The sequence below is a fragment of the Micromonospora sp. NPDC049089 genome, assembly GCF_040648775.1.
Lineage (GTDB): Bacteria > Actinomycetota > Actinomycetes > Mycobacteriales > Micromonosporaceae > Micromonospora.
The window spans coordinates 1-17,537 of sequence record NZ_JBEZEH010000027.1 but is presented as its reverse complement, the minus strand read 5'-3'; the positions used below and the strand labels follow the sequence as shown (position 1 = coordinate 17,537).

At 70.2% G+C, this 17,537-nt stretch carries 17 protein-coding genes; 6 read left to right on the top strand and 11 right to left on the bottom strand.

Translation table 11 applies throughout. The features are described 5' to 3' along the window. Positions 1 to 24: 24 nt before the first annotated feature. From atzF to AB0B48_RS07325, 5 genes are all read right to left on the bottom strand, one after another. Positions 25 to 1,827 carry an allophanate hydrolase gene (atzF, locus tag AB0B48_RS07345; RefSeq protein WP_357197272.1) on the bottom strand — a complete coding sequence of 601 codons (1,803 nt, stop codon included), beginning with the start codon at positions 1,825 to 1,827 and terminating at the stop codon, positions 25 to 27. A gap of 102 nt (positions 1,828 to 1,929) precedes the next feature. Beyond that, a complete protein-coding gene (locus AB0B48_RS07340) occupies positions 1,930 to 2,595 on the bottom strand; it encodes a GntR family transcriptional regulator (RefSeq protein ID WP_124853711.1) in 666 nt (221 codons plus the stop codon). 64 nt (positions 2,596 to 2,659) lie between these two features. Beyond that, a complete protein-coding gene (locus tag AB0B48_RS07335) occupies positions 2,660 to 3,043 on the bottom strand; it encodes a VOC family protein (protein WP_355006372.1) in 384 nt (127 codons plus the stop codon). Positions 3,044 to 3,120: 77 nt separating this feature from the next. Next, positions 3,121 to 4,767, bottom strand: coding sequence for a thiamine pyrophosphate-binding protein (locus tag AB0B48_RS07330; RefSeq protein WP_357197268.1), 1,647 nt, complete (start codon positions 4,765 to 4,767; stop codon positions 3,121 to 3,123). Positions 4,768 to 4,779: 12 nt separating this feature from the next. Continuing rightward, entirely contained in the window at positions 4,780 to 5,541 is a 762-nt protein-coding gene (locus AB0B48_RS07325) for a cyclase family protein (protein ID WP_355006374.1), read from the bottom strand. A gap of 175 nt (positions 5,542 to 5,716) precedes the next feature. Here AB0B48_RS07325 and AB0B48_RS07320 point away from each other — a divergent pair, with 175 nt between their 5' ends. The 3 genes from AB0B48_RS07320 to AB0B48_RS07310 all read left to right on the top strand — a co-directional run bounded on the left by AB0B48_RS07320 (position 5,717) and on the right by AB0B48_RS07310 (position 8,879). Then, positions 5,717 to 6,931 carry a GAF domain-containing SpoIIE family protein phosphatase gene (locus AB0B48_RS07320; protein WP_357197265.1) on the top strand — a complete coding sequence of 405 codons (1,215 nt, stop codon included), beginning with the start codon at positions 5,717 to 5,719 and terminating at the stop codon, positions 6,929 to 6,931. A gap of 205 nt (positions 6,932 to 7,136) precedes the next feature. Next, entirely contained in the window at positions 7,137 to 8,285 is a 1,149-nt protein-coding gene (locus AB0B48_RS07315) for a zinc-dependent alcohol dehydrogenase (protein ID WP_357197262.1), read from the top strand. 18 nt (positions 8,286 to 8,303) lie between these two features. Then, positions 8,304 to 8,879, top strand: coding sequence for a hypothetical protein (locus tag AB0B48_RS07310; protein WP_357197259.1), 576 nt, complete (start codon positions 8,304 to 8,306; stop codon positions 8,877 to 8,879). 136 nt (positions 8,880 to 9,015) lie between these two features. Here the strand turns inward: AB0B48_RS07310 and AB0B48_RS07305 are convergent, their stop codons facing one another. The 6 genes from AB0B48_RS07305 to AB0B48_RS07280 form a co-directional block, all read right to left on the bottom strand. After that, entirely contained in the window at positions 9,016 to 9,402 is a 387-nt protein-coding gene (locus AB0B48_RS07305; RefSeq protein ID WP_357197256.1) for a hypothetical protein, read from the bottom strand. 135 nt (positions 9,403 to 9,537) lie between these two features. Next, the gene (locus AB0B48_RS07300; RefSeq protein WP_357197253.1) at positions 9,538 to 10,554 is read right to left on the bottom strand and encodes an ABC transporter permease subunit; all 1,017 of its coding nucleotides are present in this window, start codon (positions 10,552 to 10,554) and stop codon (positions 9,538 to 9,540) included. After that, positions 10,551 to 11,432: an ABC transporter ATP-binding protein gene (locus tag AB0B48_RS07295; protein ID WP_357197250.1), complete on the bottom strand. Its 882-nt coding sequence runs from the start codon at positions 11,430 to 11,432 to the stop codon at positions 10,551 to 10,553. The genes AB0B48_RS07300 and AB0B48_RS07295 overlap by 4 nt, the downstream gene beginning before the upstream one ends. Then, a complete protein-coding gene (locus AB0B48_RS07290) occupies positions 11,429 to 11,818 on the bottom strand; it encodes a GntR family transcriptional regulator (protein WP_357197247.1) in 390 nt (129 codons plus the stop codon). The genes AB0B48_RS07295 and AB0B48_RS07290 overlap by 4 nt, the downstream gene beginning before the upstream one ends. Positions 11,819 to 11,968: 150 nt before the next feature. After that, on the bottom strand, positions 11,969 to 12,295 hold the full coding sequence (locus tag AB0B48_RS07285) for a hypothetical protein (protein WP_355006381.1): 327 nt from the start codon (positions 12,293 to 12,295) through the stop codon (positions 11,969 to 11,971). Then, complete coding sequence (locus AB0B48_RS07280) at positions 12,292 to 14,487, bottom strand: EAL domain-containing protein (protein WP_357197242.1); 2,196 nt, start codon at positions 14,485 to 14,487, stop codon at positions 12,292 to 12,294. Before AB0B48_RS07280 ends, AB0B48_RS07285 begins: the two co-directional genes overlap by 4 nt. 388 nt (positions 14,488 to 14,875) lie before the next feature. On the opposite strand from AB0B48_RS07280, the gene AB0B48_RS07275 reads away from it, so the two are divergent. From AB0B48_RS07275 to AB0B48_RS07265, 3 genes are all read left to right on the top strand, one after another. Continuing rightward, positions 14,876 to 15,910 (top strand): hypothetical protein, encoded by a 1,035-nt coding sequence (locus AB0B48_RS07275; RefSeq protein WP_357197239.1) that lies wholly within the window; start codon positions 14,876 to 14,878, stop codon positions 15,908 to 15,910. A gap of 197 nt (positions 15,911 to 16,107) precedes the next feature. Continuing rightward, a complete protein-coding gene (locus AB0B48_RS07270; protein ID WP_357197236.1) occupies positions 16,108 to 16,716 on the top strand; it encodes a response regulator transcription factor in 609 nt (202 codons plus the stop codon). A 119-nt stretch (positions 16,717 to 16,835) separates the two neighbouring features. Further along, positions 16,836 to 17,420: a response regulator transcription factor gene (locus tag AB0B48_RS07265; protein WP_357197233.1), complete on the top strand. Its 585-nt coding sequence runs from the start codon at positions 16,836 to 16,838 to the stop codon at positions 17,418 to 17,420. The last annotated feature ends 117 nt before the right edge of the window (positions 17,421 to 17,537 follow it).

The window sequence follows — 17,537 nt, the reverse complement described above, 5'->3', positions numbered from 1 at the left end:
GTCGTGATCGCTGATGCTGGCGCGTCAGCGCCGGGCGGCGGATCGCCGGTAGGCCCGCCACCCTCCGCTGGCGCTGATGTCCTCGGCCGGCGGGCCCGCCGCGTACGCTTCGCAGAGGAAACCGAGCACGTCACGTCCGTCGTGCAGCTGGACCCAGCCGAGCGAGAGGGGTGCTGGCACTCCGGCCAGCAACCCACCGAGAGCCGCGCTGGGCAGCCGCCACAGCTCGACCTCGATCGGGTGACCGTTCGCCCCGTCCGGGCCGATCCGGACCAGGCCTGGCAGCCCTTCGCCATCGGGCGTGTCCATCCGGTACAGCCGGTAGAGCGGCGCGGTGCGGGCGGTACCGGCGAGGACCGCGCCGCGCCCGAGCAGCTCGCCGTTGCGGGATTCGCCGGTCAGGTGCCGGCCGACCACGGCGACAAGCAGTTCAGCCGAGCGCTGGGGAGGCGGCGGGCTCGCCTCGACCATCTGGGCCGACGGCCCGCCCTCGGTGACCGCGGCGGCCAGCCTGGCCAGGGTGGTGTCGCTGAACGCCGGGCCGACCAGGGTCAGGCTTGCCGGGCGGCCGGAGCTGGTGAACCCGTTGGGTACGGTCACCGCGGCCAGGTCGAGCAGATTCGCGAACTGGGTGTAGCGGCCGAGCATCGCGTTGCGCCCGATCGGATCCTCGGCGATCTCGTCGAGCGTGAAGGTGGTGCCGACGGTGGGCACCACCAGCACGTCGACGTCCTGCCAGAGCTGGTCGACCTGGGCTCGCAGTTCGCGCAGGCGGTGCTGACCGCGGAAGGCGTCGATCGCGTCGTAACGACGCCCGGTCTCCAGTACGGCACGGGTCACCTCGAAGACCGACTCGGGGTGCGACCGCAGGAAGCCGTCCAGGGCGACGAGCCGCTCGGCCACCCACGGCCCCCGGTAGAGCAGGTCGCCCGCCTCGAAGAAGGCACCGAGCGGCACCGACCGACGGGACCCGACGAAAGTGTGCAGGCGTTCCACCCCTGCCGCGAACCGGGCCTGCTGGCCGCTGTCGCCGAAGAACTCCAGGTCCTCCGCCCGCGGCACCCCGAGGCGGAGCGTCCCCGGCAGGCGGGGAACCACCCGCTCGGCCGGGAATGGACGCCCCCAGGGGTCGGCCGAGGTGACCGCCCGGGCGGCGTGCAGCACGTCGAGGGCGCCAGCCACGTCGGAGGTGAAGACCGACACGCAGTCCAGTGAGCGGCAGGCGGGCACCACGCCGGCCGTACTGAGCAGACCCCGGGTGGGCTTGAGGCCGACGATCCCGTTGAGCGCCGCCGGCACCCGACCGGAGCCGGCGGTGTCCGTACCCAGGGCGAAGCTGACCTGGCCCGCAGCTACGGCGACCGCCGAGCCGGAGCTGGAACCCCCGGAGATGAGGCCGCCGCCGAACACGCTCTGGCAACTGCCGTACGGCGAGCGGGCGCCGGTCAGACCGGTGGCGAACTGGTCGAGGTTGGTCTTGCCGACAAGCAGCGCGCCGGCGTCGAGGAGTCGCCGCACCACTGGCGCGTCCTCGACGGCCTCGTACCCGAAGTCGGGGCAGCCCGCCGTGGTGACCATGCCGGCCACGTCGATGTTGTCCTTCACCGCGAACGGGATCCCGTACAGCGGCAGCGCGGGATCGCCGTAGCGGCTCAGCGACTCGGCGCGCTCACGCAGACGATCGGCCGGGACGGTGCTGATCCAGACCGGTCCGTCGTCGCGCCCGGCGAGCCCGTCCAGGACTCGCTCGGCCTGGTCCGCCGGGGTCAGGCTGCCCTCACGGTACGCCGACCGAAGCTCCGAAATGGACCCTACTCGCTCTGGCATACTGTCGATTGTCGACTGTTCTGTTACAGGAACCCGCGCGTCACGTAACGACACCATGACGGCGCGTGGCCCCGACTCCGCCGGGCCACGGCCGACCTCCGGCTAGCCCAGATACGAGCGAGCGCCGTGCCCGGAGAGCACTGTGAGTACCTCTTCCGGGTCTCCCCCGGCGACAGCCTCGAACAACCGCTCATGCCGGTGGACACCGTCCAGCGGCTGCGCCAGTTCCGCCTCCCGGCGCAGGTTGATCGCCATGTAGAGCTGAAGCTTCACCAGGATCGAGCCGTACACAGCGGAAAGCTGACGGTTACCGGCGAGCGCCACAAGCGCGACGTGGAACTCCCGGTGCGACTCGGCGACCGCCATCCGGTCGCCGGCCCGGGTCGCCTCCCTCAACTGGTCCAGCGTCGCCCGCAGTCCGGCGAGGTCACTCTCCCTGGCGACCGGGATCCCCGCCCGTACCGAGAAGCGTTCCAGCACGTCACGCAGCTCGTACAGCTCCCGCACGTCGCGGTCCGACAGGGTGGCGACCCGAACACCGCGCCGGGGCACGTGCTCGACCAGCCCCTGCTGGGCCAGCAGCCGCAGCGCCTCCCGCAACGGAGCCCGGCTGATCCCCAGCCGCCGGGTCAACTGCTCCTCCACCAGGCGCTCGCCCGGGTCACTCTTGCCGCTGAGGATTTCCCGGGTCAGCCGAGAGACGGCGAGGTCCACCAGGCTGACGCTCTCCAGCTCACCATCCACCGTCGATGCGGCCACGTCGTCCACGCCGATGAGTCTGCCACCTGCCGCCGGACACTCCGGCCCCACCCGCAAACGCCTGACCACGGCGTCAGGCGACGCAGAACTCGTTGCCCTCAGGGTCGAGCATGACGACGTGCCCGAGGACATCGCCGTAGCACTCCTCGCGGACCACAGTCGCGCCGGCGGCAACCAGTTCGGGCACCCTCTGCCGGATCAGCCGGGCGCGCTCGACCATGTCGCCGGAGTCAGGCCCAGCCACCCGGATGTCGATGTGCATGCGATTCTTGGCGGACTTGCCTTCGGGGACCTTGAGGAAGCCGATGGCCGGGCCCCGACCGTCCGGGTCGACGATGGACGCGTTGTCGGGCTCGTCGAAACCGGGTTCCTTGACATAGCCGAGGGCCAACGCCCAGAAGGCAGCGATCCGTTGGGGATCATCGGCGTCGCATCCCAGGGTCCAGAGAGTGGCCATCGAGCCAACGTACGCGAGTTGTGACACCGTGTCACCAGCAGGCCGGGCGGCAGCGTCGGCGTGGGTACGACGGTGGCTCAGTGGCCACGGAACGCCTCCTCCAACCACCACGATCCGCGCGCGGCGCTGACCTTGGCGTCGATCACCAACGGTTGGGTACGGGGACCAGCGAGCCAGTGGCGTACCGGTTCGAGGTCGTCGACGGTCCGGACGGTCAACCCGTCGCAGCCGTAGCCACCGGCGATCGCGGCCAGGTCGGTCTCGGGGAAGGTGACCGTCTCCAACGGGTGCCCGTCCGGGCCGAAGTGGTGCACCTCCGCCCCGTACGCCGCGTCGTCGTAGATCACCACGAGCAGGGGTAGCGCCAGCCGGACGGCGGTGACCAGTTCGGTGGCGGACATGACGAAGCCACCGTCGCCGACCGCGGCGACGGTGAGCCGGTCCGGGCGGGCGACCGCCGCGCCGAGCGCGCTGGCCAGCCCGAGCCCGACCGACTGGAACGCCTGGGTGAAACAGAATCCGGCCACGTCCGGCACGTCGAGCCACATCGACGGGTAGCCCATGAAGTTGCCGGAGTCGACCACCACCGTCCGGTCGGCCGGCAGCAGGTCGTCCAGGGCGGTCGAGAGCGTCCTCGGGTCGATCGTCGCCGGGGCACCGCCGCCCTCATCCTGGTACGGAACGGTCCGCCACCGGCCGTGGTCGCGGATCCGCTGTGCCAGCTCCGGCGTACGCCACCCGCCGGTCCGCGCGCCCCCGGGCCCGCTGGAGCCGACGCCCAGCCGGGCGAGCAACGCCTCGGCGACCGCCGTCACCTCGCCGGCCACCGCCAGGTCGACCGGGCGGTTGACCCCGAACGCGGCCGGGTCGCGGTCGACCTGGACGACGACGGCGGCGGGCGGGATCAGTTCGCCGTGCCGGGTGGTCCACATGTTCAGCGTGCTGCCCCAGGCGACGACCAGATCCGCCCCGCCGATCAGCTCGGCGGCGAGCGGGGTGGCGAAGCCGCCGGCCACGTCGAGGTTCCACGGGTTCCCGGCGAACAGCCCCTTCGCCGCGGCCGAGACCGCGAGCAACGCGCCGCACGCGTCGGCGAGCCGGATCAGCGGCTCCCGGGCCGAGCGTGCGCCCCTACCGGCGATGAACACCGGTCGGCGGGCAGCCTGGAGCGCGGCCAGCAACGGCTCGATCTGCGGGGCGGTGACCGGGGTCGGCGCGGCCGCGGGGACCGGGCCGGACCATGGTTCGGTCACTGCTTGCTGCACCTCCAACGGGAGGCCCAGCACCACTGTCGCGCCCCGGGCGGCGGCCCGGTAGGCCGCGCCCGCGTCCTCGGCCGCGTGCGTCGCGCGTACCCGGTGGAAGTCGGCCCCGACCGAGGCGGCGAGTGCCGGCAGGTCGATGAAGAAGTTCGACAGCGGCGCGGTCGCCTCCGGGGCCAGGACCACCATCGGGGTACGGCTCTTCGCCGCCTCGGTGAGGCCGGTCAGCGCGTTGGTGACGCCGGGGCCCTGGTGCACCGAGAGCAGCCCCACCGTCCCGGCGGTGCGGGCGTACCCGTCTGCCATGCTCGCCGCGCCGCCCTCGTGGGCCGCCGCCACGAACCGGGCGCCGGCCGCGACGAGCGCGTTCGTGACATGGAAGTTGCCACTGCCGACCACCCCGAAGACGTGCCGTGCGCCGTGTCCGTACAGGACCCGCCCGACCACCTCGGCTACCCGCATCGGTGGTCCGGCCTACCGTTCGACCAGCGCGAGGACCCGGCACGGGCTGCCCGACCCGGAGACGATGGGCAGCGGCCCGGCGATCACCACCGCGCCGGTCGCCGGCAACTGCGCCAGGTTACGGAGCTGGGTCAGGCCGTACTTGTCCTGGCCCAGCAGGAACGAGTGGCACGGGAACGGCGGGTCGAACGAGTGCGCGGCGCCCGCGTCGGTCCCGACCGTCTCCACCCCGACGCCCTGGATGGGTGACTCCTCGGCCAGCCAGCGGGCGCACTCCACGGAGATGCCCGGGGTACGCCCGGCGTTGGCGTACCGCTCCGGGTCGTCGCCGTACGCGTCCCAGCCGGTGCGGTAGAGCAGCCAGCCACCGCTGGGCAGGGCGCCATGTTCCGCCTCCCATGCCTTGACGTGCTCGACCTCGAGCAGGAAGTCGGGATTCTCGGCGGCGTCGGCGGCGTGGTCGATCACCACCGCCGGGGCGATCAACTGGCTCACCGGAACCTGCGACACGTCCGCGCCCTGTTGACCGGTGACCCAGTGCACCGGGGCGTCGAAGTGGGTGCCGGTGTGCTCACCGGTGGAGAAGTTGTTCCAGTACCAGGCCGGACCCCTGTCGTCGTACCGGCTGATCTCGCTGAGCTGAAACGGCCAGGTCTGGCCGAACTGCTCGGGCAGACCCAGGATCGGGGTCTGGTCCGAGAGCGGAGCGGTGAGGTCGACAACCTGGATCCGGCCGCTGGAGAGAGCGGCGACAAACTCCTGCAGCACCGTCATGCGGCGACGGTACACCCGCTCATACTCCAGATAGGACCGGCGCCCACAAGCCCGTTCCTCCCGTGTCGGACCGGGGCGGTCACTCGGCGGGCAGGTACCCCACGTCGGAGCCACAACACTGTTGATCTAGCTCCTGACGTGCCGTCGGCGTCGCGTCGACGTCTAGGCTGCTTGGGTGACCGACGCCGACCTGGTGACGAACGAGGAGCGACTGAGACGTATCGAGGCGATCACCGACGCCGCCCTGTCGGGGCTCAACATCGCCGAGTTGCTCGACGAGCTCCTTGAGCGGGTCCGGGACCTGCTCAAGGTCGACACCGCCACCATTCTGCTGCTCGACGACCACACCGGCGAGCTCGTCGCGACCGCGGCCAAGGGCCTGGAGGAGGAGGTGCGCCGCGGTTTCCGCATCCGGGTCGGGCGCGGCTTCGCCGGCCGAGTGGCAGCGACACGCGCCCCGGTCACGATCGACAACGTGACGCCCGACGACGTGGTGAATCCGATCCTGCTCGCCACGGGCATACGTGCCCTGCTGGGCGTGCCCATGCTCGTCAACGGCAACCTCGTCGGCGTACTGCACGTCGGCTCTCTGGCCCTGCGGCGGTTCGGTCCCGACGACGTGCGGCTGCTGCAGCTCGTTGCCGATCGCGCCGGCCTGGCAGGGCAGGCCCGAGCACAGGTTCTCGACCGGCAGGCGGCGCTGGCCCTGCAACGCAGCCTGCTACCCGGCCGGCTGCCCGACATCCCCGGCCTGGACCTGGCCGCCCGGTACGTGCCCGGCCACGACCTCGGCATCGGCGGCGACTGGTACGACGTCTTCACGTTGCCGTCGGGCTGGCTGGGTGCCGTCATCGGTGATGTCTCCGGCCACGGGCTGCCGTCCGCCGTCGTCATGGGACGCATCCGCAGCGCGCTACGCGCCTACGCTCTCGATTCCGACGATCCCGCCACGGCGCTGACCTCCCTCGACCGCAAGATCCACCACTTCGAGGCGGGCAGCCTCACCACCGCCGTCTACGCCCTGATCGCACCCGACCGCACGACTGTGCACCTCTCCTCCGCAGGCCATCTGCCACCGCTGCTGGCCGTCCCCGGCCACCCCACCCGGCCTGTCAACCTGGCGGTGGACCGCCCACTCGGTGTGGGTCGACCAACAGTCGACCGCCGCACCACCGTTCTGGACCTACCGCCGGGTGCGGCGCTCGTCCTCTACACCGACGGACTGGTCGAACGCCGCAGCGAAGTGATCGACACCGGCATCGAGCGTCTCGCCGGCGCGGTGCAGTCGGGGCCAGCCGAGGCGTTGTGCGACCACATCATGATCACGACCGCGGAGGAGCGTCCCAACGACGACATCGCTCTGCTGGTCATCCGCCGTCTGAGCCACTGAACGTCATCGCCTCGCCCCACCAGTTCGTCGGCACCGACCTGGCCACCGCCTTGCACGGCGTCACCGCGTCGTTGCGCCGAGTAGGCCAAGCGTCGCTCAACCAGCTCCGGTTTGTCGGCAATAGACAGGGGTACCAGCGTCGCAGTGCTTCGGACGGGGACCCGGGGCGACACGTCCGCCATCGCTCAGGTCCAGGAGGCAGTCAATGCGAGCAATGGTCTACCGCGGTCCGTACCGCCTGCGGGTCCAGGAGAAGGACCGTCCCGCCATCGAACATCCCAACGACGCGATCATCAAGGTGACCCGAGCGGCGATCTGCGGGTCCGACCTGCACCTTTACCACGGAATGATGCCCGACACCCGGGTCGGGATGACCTTCGGTCACGAGTTCGTCGGCGTGGTCGACGAGGTCGGTCCGTCGGTGCGCAACGTCCAGCCGGGTGACCGGGTGATGGTTCCCTTCAACGTCTACTGCGGGTCGTGCTTCTTCTGCGCCCGAGGGCTGTTCAGCAACTGCCACAACGTCAACCCCAACGCCACAGCCGTCGGCGGCATCTACGGCTACTCGCACACCTGCGGCGGCTACGACGGCGGTCAGGCCGAGTACGTCCGGGTGCCGTTCGCCGACATCGGCCCGAGCCTGATCCCCGAGTGGATGGACGACGACGACGCCGTCCTGCTCACCGACGCGCTCGCCACCGGTTACTTCGGCGCGCAGCTCGGTGACATCGTCGAGGGTGACGTGGTCGTGGTCTTCGGCGCCGGACCCGTGGGCCTGTACGCCGCGAAGTCGGCCTGGCTGATGGGCGCCGGCCGGGTCATCGTCATCGACCACCTCGACTACCGGCTGGAGAAGGCGGCGTCGTTCGCCCACGCCGAGACCTACAACTTCGGCGAGTACGACGACATCGTCGTGCACCTGAAGAAGATCACCGACCACCTGGGCGCCGACGTGGCCATCGACGCCGTCGGCGCGGAGGCGGACGGCAACCTCCTCCAGCACGTCACCGCCGCGAAGCTGAAACTGCAGGGTGGCTCCCCGGTCGCCCTCAACTGGGCGATCGACGCGGTACGCAAGGGCGGCAACGTCTCGGTGATGGGCGCGTACGGGCCGATGTTCAGCGCGGTCAAGTTCGGTGACGCGCTGAACAAGGGCCTGACCCTGCGGATGAACCAGTGCCCGGTGAAGCGGCAGTGGCCGCGCCTGTTCGAGCACATCCGCAACGGCTACCTCAAGCCCAGCGACATCGTGACCCACCGGATTCCGCTGGAGCACATCGCCGAGGCGTACCACATCTTCTCCGCCAAGCTCGACGGCTGCATCAAGCCGCTGATCGTTCCGAACCCCGCCTGACCTGATCGGGAGCCCGACATGGCCTACACAGCAGACAAGCCGAAACTCGCCGAGTCCAGCGACGAGTTGCGTGCCCGGATCCCTGGCTGGGGTGTCGACCTGGACCCGAAGGACCGACCCTCGGTGCCGCAGGAGCGGTTCGACCCGACCCTCAACGGTGCGCACTGGGAGTTCCCCGAGCGGCAGCCTGAGAAGTGGCCGAGGGAGCGGTCGATCGAGCACAAGTTCCTCACCCCGGTGTTCGGTACCTCGTGCCCGCCCAGAGGCCTGTCCGGGGTGATCCGTCGGTACTCCTACCGCAGGTACAGCGAGGGACGGGCCGCCCACTGGCTGCTCCTGCTCGCTGCCGACCGGGTGGACGCGGTCGAGGGCGCCTTGGCGTCGTTCCTGACCCGCCACCCTGACAATCCGATCACCGAAACTGGTGTCCTGAGCGAGTTCACGCACCACGGGCTCTCGTCCCGGCTGAGCGGCAACCGGGTCGACCGCGTCCACCATCCGCTCGACCCGGTCCTCGTCGCCGCGCCCTGGGTGCTGGCCGCGGGGGTCGCCTACCTGGCCCTCCGCCGGGTCGCCGGCCGCGCAAGGAACTAAGCCGGCCTCTGCGGTGGAGCCGCGCCGAGACACTTTCCCTGGCGGCACCGAACATCGAACGCCCCACTTCAACCCACCTGCGCGCCACGAGTGGAGGTGGGGGTGTCGCGCGACGCGGACGGCAACCCGGCCAGGATCAGCAGGGGGTCAGCTGCCAAGTCACCTTCGTCACGTTGACCGGTATATACAGGTTTCCCCCGGTCCCGCCGGCAGGAGCGCAATTCGTGAAGGGAATCGACGAGCCGAAAGTGAACCCGGATATCACGGCGTCGCGGCCCGTGCCGTTGTAGAAGTTGAACCCCTGGATGCTGCCGGTCCACTCGCTGTTGGTCGTCAGAGACGGCGTCTCCACGGGACCTTGCGGCGGGTGATTCCAGTTGGGCCAGATGCAGAGCATGCCCTGCGGGCAGTTCCCGGACCCCCAGCTTTGTATCGACACTCCGGGTGCTGCCGCCGAGGCGGCGGGGGCCGTGGCGAGCACGCCTGCGACGGACGCGGCGATGGCGATGGATTTCAGCAGCACGGTTCACCTGGTTTCATAGATACCGGTAGATGCGGAATTTAAACTACCGGCGGAAATTTGACAGGTCAACCACTTGAACCGACGTAGTCCGGGCGGGACGCTGCACGTCCTCGATCTCGGCCGCTGGCTGTGCCGTCAGACCAGTCGGCGGCGGACCCACCAGAGGGAGAACAGGGACAGCGCGACGGTCAGCGCGAACAGCGCGCCGAACTCCCGCCATTGCAGGTCCCAGAACTTCGAGCCGGGCACGTAGCTCACCTTCAGGCTGAGGTTCTGCTTCCCCAGCCAACTCTGGCACGCCTCGCGCCCACCGGACGCCCTCGGCCCGCACTGGGTCATATCGGCCGGACCAGTGAACTCCGCTCCGGTCGAGGTGATCGTGGTGCTCGACACGATCCAGTCACCCCTGCGGTCGGGCTCGACATGGACCGTCATCCGCCCTGTGTCAGGGCTCATCGAGATCCCGTAATCACCGTCGAACTGCAGGGGGCTGACCGTGGTGACCGGCTGAGCCAGCCAGGGGCGCACCACGAACGGCGCGGCGATCTGCAGGCTGACCACCACCAGCAGGGTCACCGCCATCGCGGCGAGAGTCCGCCGCAGCAGCAGCCCGGTGGCGACACCCACCACGAAGGCCAGCGTGGCATAGCCGATCGGCACAATCCCCCGGGCCGCGAACACCAGCGGGTTCATGCGGTCCGCCGAGGCCCCGTCGATCGGCTGCGCCCACTCGGTCAGCACCAGGCTGAGCAGGCCGGCGCCGAGCGCGGCGGCACCGCAGCCGGCCGCCAGTTTGACCAGCAGCCAGCGGCCGCGGCTGACGGACTGGCTGAAGACCATGCGGTACGTGCCGGACTCCAACTCCCGGGCCACCAGCGGCGCGCCCCAGAAGATGCCCACCAGGGCGGGCAGCAGGTACAGGGTCCCGATGGCGGCGATGTGGAACTCACTCGCCCAACCCCGTTGCAACGCCTGCAGGAACGCCTCGCCGGCGGCACGACAGGCATCGCCCTGGCAGCCGGTGTATCCGGTCTGCGTGGCCAGCTCCGTGACCTCGGACCAGGTCAGCGCCAGACCGCCCAGGAGCACCAGCAACAGGGTGCCGGTGGCCAGGGCCGGGGTGCGGAACTGCCGCCACGTCATCCAGATCATCGCTGTCCCTCCAGAATCCGACCCGTGCCCTCGCCGGTGGCACCGCTCATGTACGCCAGCACGATGTCCTCCAGGTCCAGCCGGTCGACCTGCCAGGACGGGTCGACGATCGGCGCTGTGCTGCGCACCACCAGGGTCGACTGCACCTCGGTGTGACTCTGCTCGACCACAGCTCGCCCGGCGCCCAGCTCGGCGGTGTCGCGCCGCCGCCCGACCAGACGGTGGTGGGTGGCGAGCAGGTCGTCCACGTCGCCGGCCACCCGCACCCGGGAGGCGACCAGCACGATCAGGTGGTCGCAGACCCGTTCCAGGTCGGCGACCAGATGCGAGGACATCACGATGCTCATGCCCTGCTCGGCGGTCAGCTCCATCAGCCCCTGCAGGAAACCGCGCCGGGCGAGCGGGTCGAGTGCCGCCACCGGCTCGTCGAGCAGCAGCAGGCTGGGACGCTTCGCCGCGGCGATGGTCAGGGCCAGTTGGGCGCGCTGGCCACCGGAGAGCTTGCCCGCCTTCTGTGCCGGGTCCAGGCCGACCTGGGCGATGCGCCGCTCGGCGAGGGCAGCGTCCCAGGACGGGTTGAGGTGCGCGCCCATCCGCAGGTGGTCGGCGACGGTCAGGCCGGCGTAGACCGGGGTGTCCTGCGCCACGAACCCGACCCGCGGCGACCCGCTAACCGGCCGCGCGCCGAGCACCTCGATCCGCCCCGCGGTCGGATCGAGCAGCCCGCAGGCCAGTTGCAGCAGCGTGGACTTACCGGCGCCGTTCGGCCCGACCAGGCCCACGACGTGGCCGGCCGGAATGTCCAGAGTGCAATCCTTCAGTGCGGAGCGCCGCCCGTACCACTTGGTCAGACCGTCCGCCAACAGGGCACTAGTCATCCTCGGACCTCCGAAAATGCCCGAAAGCTGCTGAGGAAGAGCGCCTCGATGCTCTCGTCGTCCAGGCCCGCCTCCCGTGCCTCGGTCAGCCAGCGGGCCAGGCCCTGCCGCAGCGGCTCATGCTTGCTCAGCGAATCGCCGACCAGCGAGCGGGTGACGAACGTGCCCAGCCCGGGCCGAGCGGTGACCAAGCCCTCGTACTCCAACTCGCGGTACGCCTTGGACACCGTGTTCGGGTTGATGGCGACCCGGGCCACCACCTCCTTCACTGTGGGCAGCTTGTCGCCCTCGTTCAGGACTCCGAGCCGGAGCGCGTGCCGTACCTGTCGGATGAGCTGCATGTACGGCGCGACCCCGGACCGCGCGTCCAGGTGAAACTCGATCACCTCGCCACCCCATTTCACTAGTTGCCTAGCACAATAGGGCCATGGCAGGCCTGTCCGCCAGTAGATGACGCTTCTCGCACCACGGATCCCGAGGCGACCACCCGTCCAGTCACCGGGCGCGGCGTGGGCCGGTCAGTCCTGGAGGCCGCCCTAGCGGCTCTCTTCGTCGAGCAGTGGTTCAAGTTGGCGAAGCAGGGTCGCCCGGTTGACGTTGGGGGGCAGCTCGATCCGCAGGCTGATGTTCGCCCCCTCGACCGTCAACACCGCCGGCTTCTGGTGGTTGCGCAGGCGCCAATTGCGTATCGCGGCAACCAACGACTCCGCCTGTGGCTGCAGCGTGGCCAGGGTGGCGAGATTCGCCAACACCGCGATCCCCTCGATCGCCACGGTGATCGCACCGCTGTCGCGAACACCCTCGTAGGGCAGATCGAGTTCCTCGATCACTTCAGCAGGTAGCAGTAGCTTGACGCTGGTCACGTCTTCCCTCTCACGAGTGAGGCGATCCGCTCCTGCACGGCTGGGTCCAACTCGCGCAGCGTGGCTGAGGCGACCCCGCCGCTGAAGTAGCCCTGCACGTGATGGATCCCCAGCCGGAAGATCTCGTAGAGACTGACCGGGGCGTCATCGTCGAAGCCCTCGACGATGACCGTCCTCGGCTGCCCGGTCTGCCCCTGGTCGCTGGCGTATCGAGCGACGCGCGCCACGAGTGCGAGTTCCTCCAACGCCATAGGGTGGTGCAGGATCGCCCGGTCGACCTTGATCTGGGTGAGCGGAAGCTCGGCCATACGCGCCAGCGATGCGTAACCCACTCCGAAGTCGTCGACTGCGAAGCTGATCCGGAGTTCTCGCGCGAGTGTGGTCAGCCGGTTGTGGAAGTAGACCAAGGGCTCCTGCGGCCATCGCTCGCCCGGCTCCGGTGTGATCGGATCCTGCTCGGAGATCTCCAACGTCAAGGTTCGCGGATGCAACCCTGCCTCGGCGAGCGCTTTGCTCACCTGGTTGAGGTACGCGTCGCTGAGCAGCGAGCGGACCGCCACGTTGACCGACAACGGCTTGGTGCCCTGCCATCCTGACGCCGCGTCGGCCTCGGCATAGGAGTGGATCGCCTTGGCCGCGAGGATCGCGTCACGCTCGACGACGAAACGGTCACCCCAGTCGTGGGCCATGCGCAATGCGGACAAGGGAGCGCGCCGCTCGCGGTCGTTGCGGCGGGCCAGGGCCTCGAAACTCTGCACGCTGACCCCGGTGGCGCGTTGGTCCAGCTCGACGACCGGCTGAAACACCATGATCATCGAATCGATCAGCTGTTGGTAGAGGCCGAAGGCATCCTCATACAGCTTGAGCGGAAGTCGACCGAAGGAGGTACGCAGGGCGGTCAGGACGGTCATCTCCGACTGCAACGGATCGGCCACCGGATCGGACTCCCAGACCGCACGGAGCATGACGGCCAGCGGTTCGCCCATGTCCAGCTGGGTGAGTGCCGGATCGACCACGGCAAGGTTGAGGGTGCGGTCGCTGGCGAACGCGAGAGGCACGCAGAGCATCCGGCGACCGACCCCGTGCGAGACGACAAACCCTGGCGTCGCCCTCGGATGCTTCACCCTGTCGACGGCAGCGGTCTCCAGCATCGGCGACAGGCTGTCCTTGTCGAACCGCGCCGTCCGGTCCACCACGGCGAAGCTGTTGCCCGTGAACTCGACGACCGCGACCGATTCCGCGTCGAGTGCCTGCCGGATGAGTTCGACACGTCCGTCGCGTTCGCTCTGCTGAGACTGGTGCGGGGAACGGACGTCAGCACGGAAGATCCGGTCCAGCAGCTGCCGGATCGAGCTCGTCTGGTCTTCGAGCGGGTTGAGGCAGGGGCGCGAGACGCCCGGGTTCGCCGGGCTGTTGAGCGCTTGGCGGTCGTGGCGGGACATCGGCGGTTGGGTCAGCACCGTGGTCGCCCCGTAGACGTGCGCCGAGTGCACCGGCGGTGGATCCATGCCCTGCTCGGCGACGAACGTCGCCATCTGCGCGAACGACACCCGTCCGGCCTCGTCACCCGCCCCGCCGCGCAGCGCCCGCAAGACATGGTGCGTCAGTGTCCCGTGGCGATGCTCGGCGCTCTCCCGGGTCACCGATCCGCTGGGGCAGGCGAGCAGCGCGTTGTGCCGTGGTCGGTCCACCGCCTCCGCGTACGACTGCAGAACCTTGATGTTGCGTCGGTCGGCATCGGCGTACACGCCTGCATGGCAGCAGTCGAGCACCAGGAACGAGGCACCGGCGAAGGCATCGAAGATGTCCCGTTTCAGAAAGGACATCCGTAACCCGTTGTCGGGTTCGCGGGCAAGCGTTTCCGGGTCAAGGTCGGCCGTGACCAGATAGGCGTCGAGCTGATCACTCCATCGCGGAACGAGGGTATGGCCGGCGAAGTAGACGAACAGAACGTCCGACGGCGCCGCGCGGAGGGCCACGTCACGCAGGAACAGCTTGATCTCGCGCCAGGTGGCGTCGCGACCGACGAACATTTGTACCGCACCGTCGTCGAAGGTGCCGATGTCCTGGTCCAACAACACATCCCGCAGGGCCAGAGCATCACTTTCGGCGTATCGAAGCGGTGGCAGTTGGACGTCGCGGCCGCACTGGTCGACCCCGATCAGGACTGCCCAACGTCTGCTCGACGCCATCAACCCCCCAGGGCGCTCGCTGCGGTGACAGTGTGAGTTCAGGTCGGTGCCGCGAGTGACACTATCGGCATCGCGGTACAGACGGCGCCCTGAGCAATCAGTCAGATTGTTGTCACGGCATCAGCCCGGACCGATCCGAACCCGCCCGAGCAGTGACCCGGCGGCCCTGCCTCGCCCTTTGGGCAGAGCACCTGATCGAACAGCGATGGTGCGCGCACACGTCACCGGATGCGGCTACGTGAGCACATCGCTACTATGGGTCAGCTATCCAGAGGGAAGGGGCCGTACCCGCGTGCGAAGTCCCGTCATCGGCACCACGCCAACGTCCGGGCCAGGCCGATCCGCGCCACTTGTGGCCGCTCGGCTGCACAGGCTTATCCGACGGCTGGTGCTGATCGCGGCTGCCGCCGGGGCCGGTTTCGTCGTGGCCGCCCTGTTCCAGGGGCCGGCCGCCGCCGACGGGCTGCGCGACGGGTCTGGTGACGAGCCCCATCGCATAGTCGGCGGTCTGGTCGAGTCGGTCGCGCAGCTCACGGTCGCCGAGCGCCCCCGCGACGTCCGCCAGGCACCCCCGGGTGCCGACGAAAGACGCCGCGACGGGCTTCGCGCCCCGCTGGGAGGGCCCATCCGTGACGTCGTCGCCTCCCGCGAGAAGCCACCCCCGACGGACCTTCGACGGTCAACGGGTGCGCCGAGAGTCACCGCGCCCGTTCCGGTCCGCGCGGCGGAGCGCGAGAGGCTCCGGCCGGCCTCAGTGGCCCGAGCGGCTCATCGGCCAGTTCGCCATGTCGAACTGGCCCAGCCCGCCGCCGACGCACCGCGACAGCCAGCTGCCCCCGCCCCGCCCGTGGTGCGCGCGCCGACCGTCTCGCCGGTGGTGGGCCTGATCGCCGCGCCGCTGCCATCCGTCGTCGACATCGTCAACGCGGTGCCGATCCGGCCCATCGTCATGGCGCTCCTCTGTGTCGCCGATGCCGTACTCCCACCCGTCGCACGCCCGGTGACCGTGCCGGCGGCGACACCTCCGCTTCCGGCACCCCCAGCGGTCACGCCGGTGACAGGCCCGGCTCCCGCAGCGGCGGTGGCGGCGCTACCGGCGGTTCCTGCCCCGGCCGCCGTACACGCTGCGGCGCCACCCAGCGCGCCGCACCGGATGTCCGTCGTCGGCCCCGCGCGTGCCGCCGTCTCGACGGGGCATCCCACCGCACACCCGTCACCTGTGGACGTGGGCGAGTTGCTGTCGGGTCAGCCCATAGCGCCGGCCGACCAGGATGCCGCTAGCGTCGACAACGGATCGACGCCCGGCCCGGGGCTGGCCCGGCCGCTCGAGAGGCAGTCGCACGTCGATGCTGGGCCGCCCGCCGATCTCGTGCCGCTCCTGGTCGAGAGCCGAGCCCTCTCTCCGATGACCCGCCCCGGCTGAGGCCTGTCGACCGACCCCGGTGACTGGTGCCCGCAGCCCGTTTCACCGCTGGCCGGTCGATTCGTGTCCGCGCCCGTCCGCCGTGACGGTGCCGCGGGCCGATGCCTACCTGTCTGTAGCGCACGACCTCCCCGATCAACCCGTGGATGTTCCGGGATCGGTGGCCGCCGTGACGCGTACCTGAGATCGGAGAAGACGTGGTGATCCACGTTGTCGTCGCCGAGGACATGGGTTTGCTCCGCGGGGCGCTCTGCGCCGCGCTGTCACGTGAGGAGGACATGGAGGTGGTCGCCGACGTCGAGGGTGTCGGTGAACTGTTGACGGTGGTCCGGCGGTGCCGACCGCAGGTGGTGGTGCTGGCACTGACACCGGAGCTGCCCGACCCGGTGGAGGTGGTCGCCCGCATCGACGTCGAGGCGCCGCACGCCGCCGTGCTGGCGATGAGCCCACGGTGGAGCCCGACGCTGGTGGAGGCGGCGCTGGCAGCCGGCGCGCGCGGCCTGGTCGGGAAGGACAGCTCGCTGGCCGAGTTGGTGCGCGCGATCCGCGCGCTCGCGGCCGGGGAGCGAGCGATCGACCCCGCCGCGGCGATCGCGGTGCTGAGCCCTCCGGAGATGCCGTTGACGCCTCGGGAGATGGACGTGCTCCGGATGGCGGCCGAGGGCCTGCCGCTGAAGGAGATCGCCGGCCGCCTCTACCTGGCACACGGGACGGTGCGCAATCACCTGTCGGTGATTCTGCGCAAGACCGGGGCTCGCAACCGCTTGGAGGCGGTGTCGCACGCGCGGCGTAACGGCTGGTTGTAGCCGTTGGGGGGTGGGTCCGGAGGCAACGTCCGGACCCACCTGTCGCCGTGCGACCCCACCGGATGCGTGTTTGAATGTTGACGTACCGTGATCATTGTCGGAGTGCGGGAAGGTTCATCGTGATCCGTACCCTGCTCGCCCTGGACGGCGCCCTGGTTCTGGGCGCGTTGTCGCTCGTCCTCGCCGCCGAGGACGACATCCGTGTCGTGGCGGAGGTGGATCGCGGCGACGAGGTCTCCGCGGCCGTCCGCGCGCAAAGCCCCGACGTGGTGGTGGCCGACCTCGACTTCGTCGAGGGAGTCGATCCCGACCGTCTAGGCCGGTGTCCCGTCCTGGTGCTGGCGCACCCGCATCGAGCGCGACGGTTGCGCGGCATGTTGGGCCCGACCAGGGCGGTCGGCATCCTGCGCAGTGACGCCACCCCCGAGCGGGTCATCGACGGGATCCGCCGGCTCGCCCGCCGGGAACCCGTGCTCGACGCGGATCTCGTGGTCGCCGCGCTGCACTCGGACAGCCCACTGACCAGCCGTGAGACGGAGGTGTTGAGGCTGACGGCCGCAGGTGCGCCGGTCGCGGAGGTGGCGGTGTCGCTCGGGCTCACCCGTGGCACCGTCCGCAACCATCTCGGTCGGATCGCCCGCAAGGTGGGCGCCCGTACAAGGGTGGAGGCCGTGCGGATGGCCGGCGAGGCGGGCTGGATCTGACCGGCGCCGTCGGCGCGGTCGTGCGGGGTTCAGCCCGGTGGTGGGGGGCCCGGCGCCCCCGGCGCCGCCCGGGGGGGGCGCGCCCGGGGGGGCCGGGGAGGGGCGGGGCCCCCCGGG

Excerpts from the sequence above, each read along its gene's own strand:
- atzF (WP_357197272.1), bottom strand. The coding sequence starts at position 1,827 with ATGCCAGAGCGAGTAGGGTCCATTTCGGAGCTTCGGTCGGCGTACCGT.
- AB0B48_RS07335 (WP_355006372.1), bottom strand. The coding sequence starts at position 3,043 with ATGGCCACTCTCTGGACCCTGGGATGCGACGCCGATGATCCCCAACGG.
- AB0B48_RS07330 (WP_357197268.1), bottom strand. The coding sequence starts at position 4,767 with ATGCGGGTAGCCGAGGTGGTCGGGCGGGTCCTGTACGGACACGGCGCA.
- AB0B48_RS07325 (WP_355006374.1), bottom strand. The coding sequence starts at position 5,541 with ATGACGGTGCTGCAGGAGTTTGTCGCCGCTCTCTCCAGCGGCCGGATC.
- AB0B48_RS07315 (WP_357197262.1), top strand. The coding sequence starts at position 7,137 with ATGCGAGCAATGGTCTACCGCGGTCCGTACCGCCTGCGGGTCCAGGAG.
- AB0B48_RS07310 (WP_357197259.1), top strand. The coding sequence starts at position 8,304 with ATGGCCTACACAGCAGACAAGCCGAAACTCGCCGAGTCCAGCGACGAG.
- AB0B48_RS07300 (WP_357197253.1), bottom strand. The coding sequence starts at position 10,554 with ATGATCTGGATGACGTGGCGGCAGTTCCGCACCCCGGCCCTGGCCACC.
- AB0B48_RS07295 (WP_357197250.1), bottom strand. The coding sequence starts at position 11,432 with ATGACTAGTGCCCTGTTGGCGGACGGTCTGACCAAGTGGTACGGGCGG.
- AB0B48_RS07280 (WP_357197242.1), bottom strand. The coding sequence starts at position 14,487 with ATGGCGTCGAGCAGACGTTGGGCAGTCCTGATCGGGGTCGACCAGTGC.